This is a genomic window from Oryzomonas sagensis (assembly GCF_008802355.1).
Lineage (GTDB): Bacteria > Desulfobacterota > Desulfuromonadia > Geobacterales > Pseudopelobacteraceae > Oryzomonas > Oryzomonas sagensis.
In genome coordinates this window covers 1,288,063-1,306,614 of sequence record NZ_VZRA01000001.1, presented here as the reverse complement: position 1 = coordinate 1,306,614, position 18,552 = coordinate 1,288,063, and the positions used below count along the sequence as shown (strand labels likewise).

General features: G+C 62.2%; 20 protein-coding genes. 10 read left to right on the top strand and 10 right to left on the bottom strand.

Features of this window, described 5'->3' with window-relative positions:
- Positions 1–35: 35 nt before the first annotated feature.
- The 4 genes from F6V30_RS05940 to F6V30_RS05925 are packed head-to-tail and all read right to left on the bottom strand — an operon-like array spanning position 36 to position 4,137.
- Positions 36–1,319 (bottom strand): dihydrolipoamide acetyltransferase family protein, encoded by a 1,284-nt coding sequence (locus F6V30_RS05940; RefSeq protein WP_151155823.1) that lies wholly within the window; start codon positions 1,317–1,319, stop codon positions 36–38.
- A gap of 46 nt (positions 1,320–1,365) precedes the next feature.
- Positions 1,366–2,352, bottom strand: coding sequence for an alpha-ketoacid dehydrogenase subunit beta (locus F6V30_RS05935; protein ID WP_151155821.1), 987 nt, complete (start codon positions 2,350–2,352; stop codon positions 1,366–1,368).
- Positions 2,345–3,322 (bottom strand): pyruvate dehydrogenase (acetyl-transferring) E1 component subunit alpha, encoded by a 978-nt coding sequence (gene pdhA, locus F6V30_RS05930; RefSeq protein ID WP_151155819.1) that lies wholly within the window; start codon positions 3,320–3,322, stop codon positions 2,345–2,347. Before pdhA ends, F6V30_RS05935 begins: the two co-directional genes overlap by 8 nt.
- Positions 3,323–3,339: 17 nt before the next feature.
- The gene (locus F6V30_RS05925; RefSeq protein ID WP_151155817.1) at positions 3,340–4,137 is read right to left on the bottom strand and encodes an HD domain-containing protein; all 798 of its coding nucleotides are present in this window, start codon (positions 4,135–4,137) and stop codon (positions 3,340–3,342) included.
- 96 nt (positions 4,138–4,233) lie between these two features.
- On the opposite strand from F6V30_RS05925, the gene ligA reads away from it, so the two are divergent.
- The 5 genes from ligA to F6V30_RS05900 all read left to right on the top strand — a co-directional run bounded on the left by ligA (position 4,234) and on the right by F6V30_RS05900 (position 9,346).
- Entirely contained in the window at positions 4,234–6,273 is a 2,040-nt protein-coding gene (gene ligA, locus F6V30_RS05920; RefSeq protein ID WP_191965612.1) for an NAD-dependent DNA ligase LigA, read from the top strand.
- Positions 6,274–6,484: 211 nt separating this feature from the next.
- Positions 6,485–7,387: an HDOD domain-containing protein gene (locus F6V30_RS05915; RefSeq protein WP_191965588.1), complete on the top strand. Its 903-nt coding sequence runs from the start codon at positions 6,485–6,487 to the stop codon at positions 7,385–7,387.
- Positions 7,388–7,397: 10 nt separating this feature from the next.
- Complete coding sequence (locus F6V30_RS05910; protein WP_151155811.1) at positions 7,398–7,934, top strand: metalloprotease family protein; 537 nt, start codon at positions 7,398–7,400, stop codon at positions 7,932–7,934.
- 231 nt (positions 7,935–8,165) lie between these two features.
- Positions 8,166–8,882 carry a DUF1847 domain-containing protein gene (locus F6V30_RS05905; protein WP_151155809.1) on the top strand — a complete coding sequence of 239 codons (717 nt, stop codon included), beginning with the start codon at positions 8,166–8,168 and terminating at the stop codon, positions 8,880–8,882.
- Positions 8,883–8,965: 83 nt separating this feature from the next.
- Complete coding sequence (locus F6V30_RS05900; protein WP_151155807.1) at positions 8,966–9,346, top strand: molybdenum cofactor biosynthesis protein MoaE; 381 nt, start codon at positions 8,966–8,968, stop codon at positions 9,344–9,346.
- Between the two features lie 91 nt (positions 9,347–9,437).
- On the opposite strand, the gene F6V30_RS05895 is transcribed toward F6V30_RS05900, so the two are convergent.
- The 5 genes from F6V30_RS05895 to F6V30_RS05875 all read right to left on the bottom strand — a co-directional run bounded on the left by F6V30_RS05895 (position 9,438) and on the right by F6V30_RS05875 (position 12,821).
- Positions 9,438–10,358 (bottom strand): bestrophin family protein, encoded by a 921-nt coding sequence (locus tag F6V30_RS05895; RefSeq protein ID WP_151155805.1) that lies wholly within the window; start codon positions 10,356–10,358, stop codon positions 9,438–9,440.
- Between the two features lie 297 nt (positions 10,359–10,655).
- Positions 10,656–10,922 (bottom strand): hypothetical protein, encoded by a 267-nt coding sequence (locus F6V30_RS05890; RefSeq protein WP_151155803.1) that lies wholly within the window; start codon positions 10,920–10,922, stop codon positions 10,656–10,658.
- A 34-nt stretch (positions 10,923–10,956) separates the two neighbouring features.
- Entirely contained in the window at positions 10,957–11,556 is a 600-nt protein-coding gene (locus F6V30_RS05885) for a transglutaminase-like domain-containing protein (protein ID WP_151155801.1), read from the bottom strand.
- Between the two features lie 92 nt (positions 11,557–11,648).
- Positions 11,649–12,431, bottom strand: a complete 783-nt coding sequence (locus F6V30_RS05880) for an enoyl-CoA hydratase/isomerase family protein (protein WP_151155799.1) — start codon at positions 12,429–12,431, stop codon at positions 11,649–11,651.
- A gap of 180 nt (positions 12,432–12,611) precedes the next feature.
- Positions 12,612–12,821 (bottom strand): hypothetical protein, encoded by a 210-nt coding sequence (locus tag F6V30_RS05875; RefSeq protein WP_151155797.1) that lies wholly within the window; start codon positions 12,819–12,821, stop codon positions 12,612–12,614.
- Between the two features lie 180 nt (positions 12,822–13,001).
- Between F6V30_RS05875 and F6V30_RS05870 the strand changes: the two genes are divergently transcribed.
- The gene (locus F6V30_RS05870) at positions 13,002–13,448 is read left to right on the top strand and encodes an Hsp20/alpha crystallin family protein (RefSeq protein ID WP_151126959.1); all 447 of its coding nucleotides are present in this window, start codon (positions 13,002–13,004) and stop codon (positions 13,446–13,448) included.
- A gap of 85 nt (positions 13,449–13,533) precedes the next feature.
- Here F6V30_RS05870 and F6V30_RS17310 read toward each other — a convergent pair whose 3' ends face one another.
- Positions 13,534–13,830, bottom strand: a complete 297-nt coding sequence (locus tag F6V30_RS17310) for a TatA/E family twin arginine-targeting protein translocase (RefSeq protein WP_151155795.1) — start codon at positions 13,828–13,830, stop codon at positions 13,534–13,536.
- Between the two features lie 203 nt (positions 13,831–14,033).
- Here F6V30_RS17310 and dusB point away from each other — a divergent pair, with 203 nt between their 5' ends.
- The 4 genes from dusB (at position 14,034) to F6V30_RS05845 (ending at position 18,382) form a co-directional block, all read left to right on the top strand.
- A complete protein-coding gene (gene dusB, locus F6V30_RS05860; RefSeq protein WP_151155793.1) occupies positions 14,034–15,023 on the top strand; it encodes a tRNA dihydrouridine synthase DusB in 990 nt (329 codons plus the stop codon).
- The gene (locus tag F6V30_RS05855) at positions 15,010–16,119 is read left to right on the top strand and encodes a two-component system sensor histidine kinase NtrB (RefSeq protein ID WP_151155791.1); all 1,110 of its coding nucleotides are present in this window, start codon (positions 15,010–15,012) and stop codon (positions 16,117–16,119) included. Before dusB ends, F6V30_RS05855 begins: the two co-directional genes overlap by 14 nt.
- A 93-nt stretch (positions 16,120–16,212) precedes the next feature.
- Positions 16,213–17,655 (top strand): sigma-54-dependent transcriptional regulator, encoded by a 1,443-nt coding sequence (locus F6V30_RS05850; RefSeq protein WP_151155789.1) that lies wholly within the window; start codon positions 16,213–16,215, stop codon positions 17,653–17,655.
- A 160-nt stretch (positions 17,656–17,815) separates the two neighbouring features.
- Entirely contained in the window at positions 17,816–18,382 is a 567-nt protein-coding gene (locus tag F6V30_RS05845) for a hydrolase (RefSeq protein ID WP_151155787.1), read from the top strand.
- Positions 18,383–18,552: the final 170 nt, after the last annotated feature.

Here is an 18,552-nt window from a genome sequence, read left to right as displayed (position 1 = left end):
GAAATGGGAATCATGCTCCATGGCCGGGGGGTATGTCACGGCGAACCATGGGCGGCCAGCAACAAAACCGGGTGTTCCAGAACATGGCGCAATTCGGCCAGGAACCTGGCGGCATAGGCGCCGTCCACCACGCGGTGGTCGCTCGACAGGGTGACCCGCATGGTGGGGGCCACACAAAGCTGACCGTTTCTGACCACGGGCCGCTCGGCCACTGCGCCCACAGCCAGGATGGCGACCTGCCCCGGCACGATCAGGGCATCGAATTCGTCCACACCGTACATGCCCAGGTTGGAGAGGGAAAAGCCGCCACCCGACATCTCTTCGGAGGTGAGCCGTCCGCTTCTGGCCTTGTCCGCCAGGCGGGCGGCCTCGCGCTCGATCTCCGCAGCCCCCAGGCGCGCGCAATCCCTGACCACCGGCATCAAAAGGCCGTCCGGCAACGCCACGGCAAAGCTGATGTTGACCGGCCCGTCGGCGCTGCCGGCCGAGAGCAGCGGAAAACCTTGCAGGGCAACGCCGCAGGCCTTGAGCAGCAGGGCATGGTAGCCGACCGACCCGTCGCTCCCCTTGAGCTCGCTCACCACCTCGCGGCAGGCCTCCATCCCCACCTCCACCGTAGCGGTGAAAAAGGGAATCTCCCGCCAGGAGCGGCTGACCGTGGCGGCAATGGCCTGGCGCATGGCGCTCGAAGCCGGCAGGCCGGCAGGCGGGGCGGCCTCCGGCGGGCCGGGGGAAACAGAAGCCGAATCAAGGGGCGGAACAGGGGCTGCCTGCGGCTCAGGGGCTTGTGCCGGTTGTGCCGCCGGTGCCGCCAGGTCTTCCTGAAGAATTCTCCCCTCGGGGCCGCTGCCGCGCACCAGGGAGAGATCGATGCCCATCTCCCGCGCCATGCGGCGCACCAGGGGGGACGCCTTTTCATGGTCGTCCGTGCCGTGGTCCGTCGGCGCGGGGGAGGCCGGCGCCGCGGGCTGCGGCGGGGGCGCGGCATCCCGTGGCTCCGGTGCCGCCGGTGTCACGGGAAGAGGCGCAACGGCGGCTGTTCCCGTGTGGGAAGGCACTGCCGTCCCGGCCGCCAGTTCACCCGGTTCGCCGATCACCCCGAGCACCGTGCCGACCGGGACGTTTTCGCCCTCGTTAGCCATGGTTTTGAGCAGGACACCCGAGGCAAACGCCTCCAGTTCCATGACCGCCTTGTCGGTTTCCACCTCGGCGATCACCTCGCCGCGCTCGACCCGCTCGCCCACCTTCTTGCGCCAACCGATGAAGCTCCCCTCGGTCATGGTATCCGACAGTTTGGGCATGGTGATTTCATGTGCCATAGAGACGTGCCCCCTTCTTTCCCCGCTGAGTGGGAGAGTGCTACCTTCAATAACGGCCGTTCACCACATCCCTCACGGCCTGGACGATGGTTTCCGCCTGGGGGATGCAGAGCTTCTCGATCTTGCGCGAGTAGGGCATGGGTACGTCCAGCCCCGAAACGCGCCTGACCGGCGCCTGGAGGAGATCGAAACAGTTCTCGAAGATCCGGCTGGCGATCTCGGCCCCCAGGCCGCAGGTGCGCCAGCACTCCTCCACCACCACCGCCCGGCCGGTCTTTTTCACCGAGGCCATGACGGTATCGTCGTCCAGGGGTGCCAGGCTGCGCAGGTCCACCACCTCGCAGGAGATCCCCTCCTTGGCCAACTCCTCGGCCGCCTGGAGGGCCAGCACGGTCATGCGGGCATAGGCCACGATGGTGACCCGTTCCCCCGGCCGCTTGACGGCGGCCTTGCCGATGGGGACCAGAAACTCGGGATCTTCCGGCACCTCCCCCTTGCTGTTGTAGAGCAGTTCATGCTCCAGGAAAATGACCGGGTTGTTGTCCCGGATAGCGCTCTTCAGAAGCCCCTTGGCATCGGCCGGCGTGGCGGGATAGGCCACCCGCATGCCGGGGCAGTGCATGAAAAAGGTCTCCAGGCTCTGGGAATGCTGGGCGCCCAGTTGGCTCCCCCCGCCGCCCGGCATGCGGATCGTCATGGGCACCACAGTCTGACCGCCGAACATGTAATGGATCTTGGTCATGTGGTTGACGATCTGGTCCATGGCCAGGAGGGCGAAGTTGACGGTCATCAGCTCGGCCACCGGGCGCAAGCCCCCCATGGCGGCCCCCACGGCCACACCGACGATGGTATTCTCCGAGATGGGCGTATCCTTGACCCGCTCCTCGCCGAATTCGGACAGAAGCCCGCGGGTCACCTTGAAGGAGCCCTCGTAGAGCGCCACATCCTCGCCCAGGACCACCACGGACGGGTCGCGGCGCATCTCTTCCTTGAGGGCCAGGTTGATTGCATCACGATAGGTCATTTCAGACATAGATATCCTCCCGAACCTCGCTATCCTCCGGCCAGGGCGACTCTTCGGCGAAGGTGACCGCCTCCTCCACCTTTACCGTGCAACGCGCCTCGATGGCGTCCAGGGCCGCGCGGGTGGCGATCCCCTCCTCCAGCAGGCGCTTGGCAAAGCCGGGCAGGGGATCGCGGGATTTCCATAGTTCGTGCTCGGCCGCCGAACGGTATTTGCCCGGATCGGCCATGGAATGCCCCCGGAAACGGTAGGTGGCCGCCTCGATGAAGTAAGGCCGACCGGTTTCCCGCACCTTCTCGGCGGCGTACTTCACCGCCTTGTAGACCGCGATCACGTCCATGCCGTCGACCTTTTCGGAGGGGATGTCATAGCCGCAGGTGCGGCGGTGGATGGAGGCCAGGGCCGAGGAGCGGTGCACCTCGGTGCCGATCCCATAGAAGTTGTTCTCGCAGATGAAGAGCACCGGCAACTCCCACAACTGAGCCCAGTTGAGGGATTCGTGGAAGGTCCCCTGGTTGACCGCACCGTCGCCGAAGAAGCAGGCGGTGATGCGGTCCTCGTTCCGGTACTTGGCGCTGAAGGCCAGCCCGACCGAGATGGGGAACTGGCCGCCGACGATGGCATAGCCTCCCATGAAATTCAGGGAGGGATCGAAGAGGTGCATGGAGCCCCCCTTCCCCTTGCAGAGGCCGGTGGCCTTGCCGAACAGTTCGGCCATGACCCGCTTCGGGTCGGCGCCCCGTACGATGGCCTGGGCGTGCTCACGGTAGGCCGAGAGGATATAGTCCTCTTTGTGCAGGCCGGCCGTCGCCCCGACCGCCACGGCCTCCTGGCCGCTGTACAGGTGCAGGAAACCGGTGATATTGCCCTTGGTATACTGTTCGGCGCAATGTTCCTCGAATTCCCGCGAAAGAAACATCTGCTCGTAGAGCCTCAGCAACTCCTGATCCGGCAAAACCATGCGTAGTTTGGTTTCCATCATCGCCTCCGCGTTGGTCACTGGGTTTGAAAATTTTCCGCCCGCCGGGCGGCCTCTTGCCGAATATATTCGATGGCTGCCCCGATATCCAGTTTACCATTGATGGTGCCTGCCAGGCGAGCGATATAGTCGCGCTCCAGCAGCAGGCGATAGGACGAGGCAAAACCAAGGTCCAGTGCCCAGGAGATCTGCAAGAGCTTGAAGTCGTTGAGGACCCGGCACAGGTCCAGTCTGACGACCTGGTGGGCCAGAAAGGCGTCCCGGCAGGCGGGCGTGCACCCCGGCAGATCGGGTAAATCCAGGGTGGCGGCGGAGGCCCGCCGCTCTTCTGGCAGCGTGAAGAGTTCGAGAAATACGCGCCAGATATCCAGCTTGTCCGCATCCCGGATCAGTTTCATGAAGAGCCGGGTCGGCGAACTGACCCGTTGGGGCAGTTCCAGAAGGTTGTGAAAACGCACCGCCTCCTCGATCAGCAGGCGCTCGGCGGGATCAAGGCCGTCCAGCAGGTGGTGTTCCCGCAGGACCTCCACCGAGAGCCGGGCATGGTTGTCGGACCGGCTGTCGCGAAAGGTGCGCCAGCGCCGGTACTGGGGGAAACGGCCCACGTCGTGCAGCAGGGCGATGGCCCCTGCAATGCGGGCCTCGCTTGCCGAAAGCCTTTCGCCGGTTGCCAGAATGTCGCTGACCGCACATACCTTGCGGGTGTGTTCGATCTTGAGCCGCATATTTACAACCCCTTCCGGGTCGGTATCGAGAAAGGTGCGGGTATAGTCGTCGAACCATCGACTGATGCCCGCAAGCTGTTGTTGTTCCATGAATCGTCCGGTTCTTGCCTGCGGCGTTGAAATTGCTGAAATAATACTGTAATCTGCGGTGAAGTCAAATACCATCTCCCGGAGCCGCCCATGCAAATGCCCTTGTTGCCTGACATACACGATCCTCAGGAGAGTGTTCGGGCCAGGGCCGAGGAACTTCGCCGCCTGCTCGAACACCATAACCGGATGTACTATGTGCTGGACGCACCAGAGGTCACCGACGCCGACTACGACGCCCTGTTCCGTGAACTCCAGGCAATCGAGGAGCAGTACCCCGGCTTGGTGACGCCCGAATCACCTACCCAGCGGGTCGGCGGCGCAGCCTTGGATAAATTCTCCCCCCTGCCCCACCGCCTCCTCATGCTGTCGCTGGAAAACGCCACCAATGAAGAAGAGATCAGGGAGTTTGACCAGCGGGTCAAGAAGATCCTGGCGCTGCCGGCCGAGGCGGAGGTGGGCTACGTCTGTGAGCCGAAGATGGATGGCCTGGCGGTGGAACTGGTGTATGAGAACGGCGCACTGGCGGTTGCCTCCACCCGGGGGGACGGCCTGACCGGTGAGGACGTGACCGCGAATATCCGCACGATCCGCTCACTCCCCCTGCGGCTTTCCGGCAAAGACGCCCCGCGCCTGCTGGAGGTGCGGGGGGAGGTTTATCTCTCCCTGGAGGCATTCCAGCACATCAACCGGGAAAAAGAGGAAAACGGCGAGCCCCCCTTCGCCAACCCGCGCAACGCGGCGGCCGGTTCGCTGCGCCAGTTGGACCCGCGCATCACGGCGCGGCGGCCGCTCTCCCTCTTCTGCTACGCCCCCGGCGTCAGCGAGGGAACGGCCTTCGATTCCCAGCAGGAATTCTTCGCCGTCATCGGTGCCAAGGGGCTGCCGGTCAACCCGCTGGTGCGGCAGGTAACCGGGATCGAGGCGGCGGTGGCGTATTACCGCGAGATGCAGGAGCGCCGGGAGTCGCTCCCCTACGAGATCGACGGCACGGTCATCAAGGTGGACTCCTATGCCCTCCAGCGGGAGTTGGGAGAGAAGAGCCGTTCGCCCCGCTGGGCCATTGCCTGCAAATTTCCCCCGCGTCAGGCGGAAACCGTGGTGGAGGACATCGTCCCGTCGGTCGGCCGCACCGGGGTCATCACGCCCGTGGCGCACCTGCGGCCGGTGGTGGTCTCCGGGGTCACGGTGGCCCGCGCCACACTGCACAATTGGGACGAGATCGCCGCCAAGGACATTCGCATCGGCGACGCCGTGCTGGTGGAACGGGCCGGCGACGTCATACCGGCGGTGGTGAGGGTGCTGACGGAAAAACGCACCGGCCGTGAGCGGCCGCTGCCGCCGCCCCAGACCTGTCCGGAATGCGGCTCGGAGGTGGTCCGCATCGCCGACGAGGTGGCGGTGCGCTGCATGGGACTTTCCTGCCCGCCCCAGATCCGCGAGTCGATCATTCACTTTGCCTCGCGCAACGCCATGGACATCGAAGGATTGGGGGAGAAGTTCATCGAACAACTGCTCTCCCTGGGGCTGGTGCACAACGTGGCCGACATCTACCGCCTGACCCGTGACGATTTCATGCGGTTCGAACGCATGGGGGACAAACTGGCCGGCAACCTTTTGGCAGCCATCGATAACAGCAAACAGCGGGAACTGGGCAGGTTCATCTTCGCCCTCGGCATCCGCCACGTGGGCGAACGCACGGCCAAGACCCTGGCCCAGTCCTACGGCAGCCTGGAGAATCTGGAGCAGGCGACCATCGAGGAACTGACCGGCATTCGCGACATCGGCGCCACCGTTGCCCAAAGTATCCGCACCTTCTTCGACAACCGGGACAACGTGGCCGTCGTCCGGCGCCTCCAGGAAGCGGGCGTGGCCCCCACCGCCGAAGAGAAACGGGTCGGCGGCAGACTCAGCGGCAAAAGTTTCGTATTCACCGGCGGACTTGCCCGGTTTACCCGCGATCAGGCCCGCAGGATCGTTGAAGACGAGGGGGGGCACGTGGTCGGTTCCGTCTCCCGGAAGACCGACTACGTCGTCGCCGGAGAAGAGCCGGGCAGCAAGCTCGACAAGGCCAGGGAACTGGGCGTTGCCGTGCTCTCGGAGGCCCAGTTTTCCGAGCTTGTGCAGAAGACGGACTGATGTCCTGAATCCGTGATGCTGGAATGCCGCAGCGTCCGGAAGAGCCGGGGCCCGCACGCCGCCGTGCCGTAACAGCCCACTCACCAGGCTGGTCCTCCGCCTGATTGTCGCAAACTTTGCAAACGCAAAGGCAGAGGTCTTCCGGACCGGCGGCATGGAGGCGTCGCGGATTCAGGGCATCCCACAACCGGCAGACCGAAAGGAACGACTCTTGGACAAAGCAGCAATGATGATCAAGGCCCGCAAGCTGTTCAAGGATGTGAGCGACCTGCCGACCATCCCGGTGATCGTCTCACGGGTCATCAGGCTCCTGGACGATCACGAGTCCAACCCGGACGAGGTCGCGGACCTGATCCTTTCCGACCAGGTCCTGGCGGCGAGGGTCATCCGGGTGGTGAACTCGCCGCTCTACATGCCGGGGAGCAAGATCACCTCGGTGAAACGCGCCCTGCTCTACCTCGGCTTCAGGAGCGTACGCGAGATGATTCTGACCAGTTATTTCGTGGACGGCTTCAAGGCGCCGGAGCAGCCCTTCGACATGAACATCTTCTGGATGCATTCCTTCAGCGTCGGCTCCATGTCCCGCCGCATCGCCGCCATGGTGGGGTACAACGACACCGAGCTGGCCTATATGGTCGGCATCATCCACGACATCGGCAAGGTTTTTTTCGGCCATTACCTCAGGGAAGAATACGGCGAGATGCTCGCCCACATCAACTACACCCGCTCCACGACCTACGACGCCGAGCTGGAGTGTTTCGGCACCACCCACAGCGAGGTGGGGCTCTGCCTGGCCCAGCGCTGGAACTTCCCGCCGGTGTACTGCGATGTCATCTCCCACCACCACACCTCCGAACTGGCCATAGAAGACCCGCTCTTGACCGCCATCGTCGCGCTGGCCGACTTCTTCTGCCTGGCCTACACCATCTCGGACAGCGTGGCCCAGGCCACCAAGCCGGACCGGTCCGAGGAATACGCCTGGAACCTGCTCAGGCAGCAGTCGCGCCATCCCCTTCCCGACAACCTGGGAGACTTCTTCTTCATGTTGTCCGATGAGTACGTGGAGGTCTTCCGCGAGGTGAACCAACTCTTCAACACCATGACCACGACGTGAAGCGGCGCCCGTGACCGTCCGGCTGATCGTCTCCCTGCTTACCTTTCCGGGCGTTATGGCCCACGAGTTTGCCCATGCCTGGGCCTGCCGCCGGCTCGGCATCCGCGTCCTGAAGGTATGCTACCTGCGCCTGGGCAACCCATTGGGGTATGTGCTCCACGAACAGCCGGCATACGCCGTGCAGCACATCATGGTGGCGGTCGCACCATTCTTCGTCTCCACCGGGGCCGCCCTGGCGGTCAGCCTGCTGACATCCCTCCTCGTCACGAGCCCGGCGGCGGCTGAATTCAAGGACCTTGCCGTGGTTGCCGGGGCCTGGCTCAGCTTTTCCATGGCCCTGCACGCCTTTCCCAGCAGCGGCGACGGGGATGCGCTCTGGCAGGATGTTACCAGCCCCCACGTAGGCATCCTTGGGAAATTTCTGCTCGTACCGGCGGTGGGACTGATCCGCCTGTGCCAGGCCGGAGCCGCCATCTGGCTCGACGCCCTGTTCGCCATGGGCGTGGTGGCGCTGCCGCCGCTCCTGCTGGTGGCGTTCATGGGGTGACCCGCAACCTCAATCCCCAAAAACACTGAAAAACCTCAAATCTGCCACAGAGACACGGAGACACAGAGGTTCACAGAGAAAAACAAAAACTATTTTTCGATAATACTATCATCAAGAACCTTTTTTGCTTGTCTTACTCCTGGTTTTCTCTGTGTCTCTGTGCCTCCGTGGCGGGTTTGGATTTTCAGCGAATTTTTAGGTTCATACAATTTCAGATTCGGGAGGTTTATCATGTCAGACGAAACACCGGTCTCATGTTCCAAGTGCAGCGCCGTATGGCAAAAGTGCGGCACCACCAACTGCTGGAGCGGCGACCCGGCAACCGCGCCGCCCAAACCGGGCAACTGCCCGTCCGGCACCTATGACGACGTGGTGAAGGAGGCGTTCGAGGACTACCGGGGGGACAGTGAGGAGGCCCGCATCGCCCTGGTGGCGGCGCGTGTGGAAGGGCTCTGCTACCAGCGGGCGGAGGGCGGCGATACGATCATGCCGCGCTGGACCCGCGTGGAGGACACCATCGCCTTTGCCAAACTGATGGGATACACGAAGATCGGCATTGCCACCTGCATTGGCCTCCTGGACGAAGCCGACCGCCTCGTGGCCATCCTGAAGGCCCAGGGGCTTGAACCGTTGAGCGTCTGCTGCAAGGCGGGGAGCATCGACAAACGGGAACTGGGGCTGGAGGAAAGGGACAAGGTCAGACCCGGCACCTTTGAGCCGGCCTGCAACCCCATTGCCCAGGCCGAGATCTGCAACCGGCTCGAGACCGACATGAACATCATCCTCGGCCTGTGCGTCGGCCATGACATGCTCTTCAACAAGCGCTCGGAGGCGCCGGTCACCACCTTGGTGGTCAAGGACCGGGTCACCGGCCACAACCCCATCGCCGTGCTGTACGGGCAGAATTTTTATTACAAACGGCTCCAAAAACAAAAGATGGAGCTATAGACCGTCAGTGCTGCAATCAAGAACCACGTAAAAAGATACGGACGAGCCATCATCCGTATGACATCACAGAAATGGAGATACGAATGGTTAGAATCACACCCGACCCTATTGACCCTGCACAGATTTATGACTTGATAACGACGAAGAAGGCCGGGTCGGTCGTTATCCATTATGCCGTGGTAAAGCCCATGGCAGGGGTTGGCGGGACCACAAGCTACATCGACTATGCCACAAACGGTGATACCGAGGCGGAGCTGCGCGACATGGCCGGCAAACTGGCCGCGGAATTCGCCCTGGAAGATATCCTCCTGATCCGACGCACCGGCCGGCTCCGCGTCGGCGACATTATCTCGCTTGCCGCCGTCAGTTCCCCCAACAGCGGCGATGCCTTCGAAGCCTGCAAACAGGCCATAGGCCGGCTGAAGAAGATGAAGACCATCGCCAAGACCGAGGTTTGCGGCTGACACGCCGCCGGCAGAACCGCTCCGGCAGGGCGACATCCAGGCGCCTCGCGGCACGGCAGTTCAACACACTCTCCGCAATTCAGGGCAGCGCCTACAGGATGCAGAAATCAACGGGCTTAAGCGCCTCGGGAAGCCCTTCTTCCCCCAGCGCCTCACGGATACTGATTTCTATGCCGCGGCAGATCCCGGCCAGGGGCAGATCGTTGGGCAACGTCCCGAAAGGCTCGGCAATCTCATCCCCCAACGCATCGAGCCCGAAAAAGGTGTAGGAGATCAAGCCGACGACGAACGGCGTCATGAAGCCGATGGAGTCCACCAGCCCGAACGGGAGCATGAAGCAGTAGAGATAGGCCGTACGGTGGATCAGCAGGGTATAGGAGAACGGGATCGGCGTCTGTTTGATCCTCTCGCAGCCGGCCAGAATGGTGGCAAAACTCGTCAGGGTTTCGTCGATGCGTGCGGCAAAGAGCGGGTTGGTCGCCCGCTCACCGACCAGGCCGCGCAGGTCGGCGGCCATGCGGCGCACCAGGAAATCCGGTTTGTTGACGGCCCCCTCGAGCGCGGCGAACTCCTCGGCCGTCAGCAGCGCGCCCACCTCCTCCCGCGGGTCCGATCCGCGCAGATGGTGGCGCAGCGCATGGGCAAAAGCGATGGCGCGGTATGCCATGCGGCGGCGCGCCTCATCCGCGCCGCTCCCCGTAACAAAGGTCTGCATCTGCCGCGTGATGGTACGGCAGGCGATCATCAACTCACCCCAGAGCTTGCGCCCCTCCCAGTAGCGCTCATAACTCGCGTTGTTGCGGAAGCCGAGAAAGATGGCGAGCGCCAGGCCGATAAGGCTGAACGGGATCGGCGTCATGGTGATCTTGATGGCGAACAGCATGCCGTGGGTCAGGTACACGGCGGCGGCCACCAGTACGGTGCTGACCAGCTGCCAGCGGATGCTCTGGAGCATGGAGCCCTTGAAGATGAAATAGAGGCGCAGCCCGGAGGGGCGTTCGCGTACGATCATGGTATCGTCCTTGGCTATGAAAAGTCACTCGTGCGAGTGCCGTGCAGGTCGCCGAACTCCCCCCGTGGCACTGTTTCGCGGGCCTGTTACGGCAACTCATGGCAGTTGAGGCGCAGCATCACGGAGCACTATGGAGGAATGCGGGAGGAGGCGACGGCGGTTCCGGGTCTCTGGAGGCTTGACCTGAAAGGGGAGGCAATGTAGCACGTCTGGGGGGGCAATGAAAAGGTATACAGGCAGGTCCCGGCAGTTTGCAGCGCGGGCTTGACGCAAGGGGGGAATCACTCCGCCATCGGATCAGGCGGCGCGCACACCGTTCTTTCTGACATACTCGATGAATGACCGCACAAAATCGGGGGACATGTCCTCGATATTCCCGCTGATGCGGCCCCGATCCGCAAAGGATACGGAAAACGGGGTTCTCTCGGCGCCTTCGATGGCCCACAGGCTGATGACCCCTTCGGGGTCGCGTATGATCCGGTACGAACCGCATTGCCGATACCGGCGCACCAGCAGCATCAGCGCGTTTTTGCCCTGGTTATAGAGGGTTGCGTCCCTGTTCATGGTACATCCCTGTTCCTTGTGTATTTCCAGACGACTACAGACATTGGGGCAGATCGTCCCACAATTCGCTTCTGCTCGTGTACATCTTCAGCCGGTTGACCACGCTCTCCACCGGGGCCGCAAAGATCGCCTCGTAGATGAACTCGTCCGCCTCCGGGTCCATGGCAAAGGCGAGCTGTTCTTTCTCGACGCTGAATTGGGCGTTGATCCCCTTGCGGTTGCCCCGCGCATCGACCCGAATCCACTTATGGAGGGTCGCCAGGTAGATGCCGTTGAAGCCGTGCAAGACCGGCTCGTTATCCACGGGCGGGTCCAGCCGCAAGACCTGGTAGCAGAAACCGGCCGGGATGCCGACCGCCCGGAGCAGGGCGGCCAGGAGGTGGCTTTTGGCAAAGCAGATCCCGGTGCCGTGACGGAGCACCTCGCTGGCCGTGCAGGTCACGATGTCCAGACCGGCGTCGGCGGAATGGGGGATGGTGTCCCGCACCCATTCGAACAGACAGCGGGCCTTGGCGACCTCGTCCGGCAACGACCGGGTAAGTTCCAGGGCCTTCTCCCGGACAGCCGGGGTCTGCCAGTCGATAACGGCATCGGAAACCAGATAGTCGTTCAGATCGTCCGACTCAGGGTACATAGGGTCCTCATTTAATAGTTGTATTTGTGGGCGACGGGACGGGAATGATGTCATGTGCGTTTAGCGTTCCCGCCGGACGGATGAAACCGCCGCTATTTGCCCGTAAAGACCGCCCGACGCTTCTCCACAAAGGCCCCCATCCCCTCCCGCTGATCCTCGGTGGCGAAGAGCACGCCGAACAGGGCCGCCTCGTAGCGGAAGCCGTCCTCCCTCCCCATGTTCAGGCCATTGGCGATGGCATCCTTGGCGCTGCCCGCACCCAGGGTACTCACCTGGGCGATGGCCCGGGCCGTTTCCCGGGCCTTGGCCACAAGTTCCTCCGGAGGAAAAACCTCGTTGACGATCCCCCAGGCCCGGGCCTGGTCGGCATCGAGCATCCGGCCGGTGAAGATCATCTCGTTGGCCCGGTTGGGGCCGATCAGGCGGGCCAGGTTCTGGGTGCCGCCGAAACCGGGCATGATCCCCAGGGTCACCTCGGGAAAACCGAACCGGGCCGTGGTGGCGGCGTAGATGAAATCGCAGGCCAGGGCCAGCTCCAGCCCGCCCCCCAGGGCATAGCCGTTGACCGCCGCGATGACCGGCTTTTTCATCCTCTTTACGAGCAGCATCACCTGCTGCCCCTTCCGGGCAAAGGCATGCGCCTCAGGGGCGTTCATCGCGGACATCTCCTTGATGTCCGCCCCGGCCACGAAGGCCCGCTCTCCGGCGCCGGTCAGCACCACCGCCCTGACGTCCGCATTCAGGTCCAGGCCATACAGGGCGCATTCCAGCTCTCCCAACACCTCGCTGTTGAGGGAGTTGAGGCTCCTGGAGCGGTTGACGGTCAGGGTGGCCACGTTGTCGACGGTTTCGATCAGCAGGTTTTTGAATTCCATAAGCTCTCTCCCGGCGCAGGTTTCCCATTATTGGGACGTAGCGGGTTGTTGAGGGATGGCCACGTGCGGACCCACGGGGCCTAAAGGTGTGCGTGAGGGGGGCGGATCGTATCCCCCCCCGATTCAGGAGGGCCCTCTGGGGCCTAAAGGGTTAGGGGTGGTGCCTGTAACAACAAGACATTAAAAATGTTTCTTGCTGAAATCCCGGTAGGACTGGCCCTTTTGGGACGGTGCAGGGGGAGTGGGGGTGGTGTGGTCCCAAATGAACTTGGAAAGCCCGCGCTCGATGGGGGCAAGGAACAGGGCCAGGAGGAACATCATCAAAAACGCCAGGAAAAAGGCTATAAGCATGGTCAGTGCTATGAAGATCGCTTCTACAATCAGTGGCATGGTTCGTCTCCTGCGGCCTGTCGGCCCACTCTGGCTGCCAATCCGTTTTTACTATACACTATCGTAAAAAAATAATACACCCAGTTTAATGAGTTTCGCCTCCCCTTGACTTTGGGAGATTCGACATTATGTTTGTGATAGAAAGGGTTCGCCATTTAAAGAACAAAGGAGGATACGGATATGGCACTTGTCAAATACAACCCGCTCAGGGAGTTGCGCACCATGCAGGAGCAGATGAATCGGCTGCTGAACGTCTCCTGGAACCATGATATTTCCGGGGAGGAGACCCGCGAGGGGATCTGGCAGCCGGCGGTGGACATCTACGAGACGGAAGACGCCATCGTCATCAAGGCCGAGGTGCCTGATGTGGACCAGAGGGACATCGATGTCCGCATCGAGGATAATACCCTGACCCTCAGGGGGGAACGCAAACACGAGGACTCGGTCAAGAAGGAGAACTATCACCGCATCGAGCGCTATTTCGGCTCATTCCAACGCAGCTTCAGCCTGCCGGCGACCATTGATCAGGAACATGTGCAGGCCACCTGCGAGAAAGGCATCCTGAACATCGTCCTCCCGAAAAAAGAGGAAACCAAGCCGAAACAGATCAATATCGAGGTCAAATAAGCGACCTGAGGACCACAGGGTATAAAAAAAGAGCCGGGCGCGACCCGGCTCTTTTCGTTTTTGAAGCGTTGCGCCAGCCGTCGGATCAGGCGTGCGGGGCATCCTTCTTTTCCCCGGCAGCATGCTCAGCCGGCGCCGCTGCGGCCGTAGCCACATGCTCGGGCTCGGCGGGCGGCGTCACGGCCTCCTGGTGCGGCTCCACCTTCTCCTCGCTCTTGCGGGCCTCTTCCTGGATGTTGCGCTGGAAGTCCTCGGAGGCCCTCTTGAACTCCGCCAAACCTTTGCCCAGGGACTTGGCGAGTTCCGGCAATTTGTGCGGTCCGATAACGATCAGGGCGATGACCATAATAATGATAAGTTCCGGCATCCCGATTCCAAACATGTTCAACTCCTTGATTGCGCTGGCCTGTCACCCAATGCGTGCGTAATGGTTAGAATAATATTAAAACCGTAAACAGCCATCTTGGCAACAACTATTTTCTGAATTTTCCCTTTGCCATTTTAAATGGCTGTGATATTATGCCCAAAAATTAGGCATCGCTCGACTATTTATTCTCCTTCCGTTAGCCATTACCCGTGTGCATCATGCTGAAACCATTGAAAATCGGTAGACTATCCCTGGCGCACAACGTTGTGCTTGCCCCCTTGGCCGGAATCACCAACCTGCCGTTCCGTCTCCTCTGCCGCCGCAATGGTGCCGCCCTTGCCTTCACCGAGATGGTAAGCGTCAACGGTTTGGTCCGCGAAGGCACAAAAACCCTGGCCCTGCTCAAGAGCTGCCCGGAAGACCGGCCGCTGGGCATCCAACTCTTCGGGGATACGCCCGAGAGCCTGGCGGAAGCCGCCCGCATGGTGGCGGAATACGGGGAACTGCTCGACATCAATATGGGGTGCCCGGTCCGCAAGGTGGTCGGCACCGGCGCAGGCAGCGCCCTCCTGCGCGATCCGGCCGGCATTGCCGCCATCGTCAAGGCCGTGCGGGCCGCCACCGACCTGCCCCTGACGATCAAGATCCGTTCCGGCTGGCATTGCGGAGACGATACCTATCTTGAGATCGGCAGGATCGCCGAGGCCGAGGGGTGCGACGCCGTTACCCTGCACCCCCGCAGCCGCTCCCAGATGTTCTCGGGACATGCCGACTGGAGCCAGATCGCCCGGCTCAAGGAGTGCCTGACCATCCCGGTCATCGGCAGCGGGGATATCTTCAGCGCCGACGACTGCCGGGCCATGATGGCCGAAACCGGGTGCGACGGGGTGATGATCGCCCGGGGCGCCCTCGGCAATCCGTGGATATTTCGGCAGGTCCTGGAACTGGAAGAGCGGGGGGCCGTGACGCCGGCTGCCGCAGCCGAGCGGGCCGACGCCATGCGCCAGCACCTGGAGCTGTTCGTGCAGGAAAGCGGCGAGGCTGTGGCCGCCCGGGAGATGAAAAAGCACATCGGTTGGTATGCGCGCGGTTTTGCCGGCGCCGCCGACATTCGGCGCGAAGCCAATTCCGTCCGCACCGTCGCTGATTTGTTCACCCTGATCGAAAGGATAACCGGCACACCGGATGACCACCATGCCCACGCCTGACAACATCGCCGAACAAGGCAGCTATCCGGGCGATTACTACGCCACCGTGCTCGACAGCGTCGGCGACGGCGTGATCGTCGTGGACCGCAACGGCGTGATCACCCTGTGCAACCCGGCCGCCGAGGAGATCACCGGATTTTCCCGGCGCCAGGCCATGGGCGCCAGCTTCGCCAAGCTCTTTGTCCTGGAAAAGGCCCTGGTGGAGATGGTCCAGAAGGCGACCCAGACCGGCATCACCATCTCGGACCATGAGAACGTGGTGGTCCGCTCCACCGGCAAGGTCAAGCCGGTTGCCGCCACCTGTTACCCGCTCATGCTGGGGACCGGCGAAAACATCGGCACCATCCTGTCCCTCAAGGACATCACCTACATCCGCGAGTTGGAGGCGGCGGTCCGTCAGGCCGACCGGCTCTCCACCATGGGGGCACTGGCGGCCGGGCTGGCCCACGAGGTGAAGAACCCCCTGGGTGGCATCAAGGGGGCGGCCCAACTCCTGGAGCGGGAGTTGGACGCCGAAAGCGAACTGCTGGATTACACCCGGGTGATGATCCGCGAAACCGAACGCATCGACCACATCATCCGCGAACTGCTGGAACTGGCCTCGCCGCGGGGGCTCAAGCTGGGGCCGGTCAACCTGCACAAGGTGCTGGGCGACATCCTCCTGCTGCAAAAGCAGGCCGTAACCGGTCGCGACATCACCTTCAACAAACACTTCGATCCCAGCATACCGCCCATCATGGCCGACGAGGAGATGCTGACCCGGCTGTTTCTCAACCTGATCTGCAACGCCATCGATGCCTTGCAGGATACCGGGCAGCTGACGGTGGCGAGCCGGGTGCTGTCCGATTACCGCATGGCCCAGAATGACCGCCGCTCCCGTATGGTTGCCGTGGAGATCGCCGACGACGGCCCCGGCATCCCGGCCGAGGACCTGGAAAACATCTGGACGCCGTTTTTCAGCACCAAGTCGTCGGGCACCGGCCTGGGGCTGGCCATCTGCCACAAGATCGTGGCGGAACATCGCGGCATGATCAAGGTGGAGTCCGATGCCGTCCATGGGACCAAGTTCACGGTACTCTTGCCGCTGGTGCAATGACCTGGCGGCACGCGCCAACCAAACGCATCCGTCGGGAGCGTCCATGATGTTGTGTAATGCAATTTTATTCGTGACGAACAGGGGACAACAACAATGCCGTTAAACAGAATCCTGGTGGCCGATGACGAAGAGAGTATGCGCTGGGTCCTTTCCAAGGCCCTGAAACGGAAAGGGTTCGCGGTGGACCTGGCCCACGACGGGCGTCAGGCGCTGTCGCTGGTCCAGGACAACAACTACGACCTGGCTATTCTCGACATCAAGATGCCGGGTATCAGCGGTCTCGACCTGCTGGACAAGATCCGCGAACTGAAGAGCGACCTGCTGGTGGTCATCATGACGGCCGAGGCCAGCATGAAGAACGCGGTGGAGGCCATGAAACGCGGGGCCTACGATTACATCACCAAGCCGTTCGACCTGGACGTGATCGACGCCATCATCGAAAAGGTCGGACGCGCCCGGGAGATCGCCGGTCAAGTCACCATGCTCAAGCAGGAACTCAAGGAGCGCTACCAGGTCGAAAAGAATATCATCGGCAACTCGCCGGCCATGCGCGAGGTCTACAAGACCATCGGCAAGGTGGCCGCCAGCGACGTCACCATCCTGGTTCAGGGAGAGTCGGGGACCGGCAAGGAGTTGGTGGCGCGGGCCGTCCATTTCAATTCGCGCCGGTTGGGCAAACCGTTCGTCGCCATCAACTGCGCCGCCATCCCCAAGGAGCTCCTGGAAAGCGAGCTGTTCGGCTTTGAGAAGGGGGCCTTTACCGGCGCCGTGGAGCGCAAGCTGGGCAAGTTCGAGCAGGCCAACCAGGGAACGCTCTTCCTGGACGAGATCGGCGACATGCCGCTCGACCTGCAGGCCAAGATCCTGCGCGTCCTCCAGGAACGGGAGATCACCCGCACCGGCGGCAACCAGAGCATCCCGGTGGATGTGCGCATCGTGGCCGCCACGAACCAGGAACTGATCGAAAAGGTCCGCCAGAAGGAGTTCAGAGAGGACCTTTTCTACCGGCTGAACGTGGTTCCCATCAACCTGGTTCCCCTGCGGGAGCGCCGGGAGGACATCCCCCAGCTCGTGCAGTACTTTCTGGGCCGGGCCTGTGCCGAGATGGACATCAGCGACAAGCAGTGCACCGACGAGGCGATGGCCGTATTGACCGCCCACTCCTGGCCCGGCAACGTGCGGGAGTTGGAAAACACCATCAAGCGCGCCGTCATCCTCTCCAGCGACCCGCTGTTGACCCCCCGGGACTTCGAAGGGCTCGAGCCGCTCTCCGGAGGGCAGGCAGCCGTATCCCACGACGCCTCCCTGGAGTCGATCGTGGACCTGAAGCTGCGTTCCTGCATGAACGGTATCGAGAAACTGGAAAAAGGGGATATCCACGCCATGGTGCTGGAGCAGGTGGAGCGCCCCCTGATCCGCTTCATCCTTGAAAAAACCCGCTGGAACCAGGTCAAGGCGGCGGATATCCTCGGCATCAACCGCAACACGCTGCGCAAGAAGATCAACGATCTGGGCATCGAATTGAAACGGGATTGACGGGCTGTTGAAAAACTCAGGTTGTTCAAAAATAGTCAGATCGTCGCACCCGCTAGACAAGCTCTGAGGAGGCGTAGCAGCGCTACGCCGCACGAAAGAGGCTTCGAGGATGGCGGCGAGATGGCTGTTTTTCAACAACCTCTTAGAAAGGAGATCAACCATGTCGGTCAAGGACAGATTCTTTCTGGAGCGTGACAAGGCGGTGTTGGTGGTGATCGATGTCCAGGAGAAGCTCTGCCTGGCCATGGACGACAAGATCCTCCACAAACTGACCAGGAATATCGCCATTCTGCTGGAAACCGCCCAGGAGTTGGGAATTCCGGCACTCATCACCGAACAGTACGTCAAGGGTTTGGGCGCCACCCTGCCGGAGCTGAAGGAGAAGGCCGGTGATGCCGGCTATTTTGAGAAGATGGCCTTCAGTTGCTGCGGCAGCACCGATTTCATGGAGCGGCTCACGAGCACCGGCCGCACCCAGATCATCGTCACCGGCATGGAGACCCACGTCTGCGTGCTGCAAACCGTCATCGAGCTGCGCGACGCCGGCTTCGAGGTCCACGTGGTCAAGGACGCCGTCATGAGCCGCAGCAAGCGCAACTGGCAGACCGCCGCCGAAGCCATGACCCTGACCGGCGCGGTCCCCACCTCCACCGAATCGGTCCTGTTCCAGCTCCTGAAGGTCGCGGGAACGGAAGAATTCAAGAAGCTGTCCAAACTGGTGCGGTAACCGCCTCACCCTGGCAGTCTACCGACCGCATGGGGCGGGATCGCGCGATCCTGCCCCATGCGGTTTTGCACCTGCCGCATGATCGACCTATCCCCCCTCCCCGCAGTGTTCCTCCCCCATGCCGTAATCGGATTTGCAGAGTGGCAGGTTTGATGTACAATACTACCTAT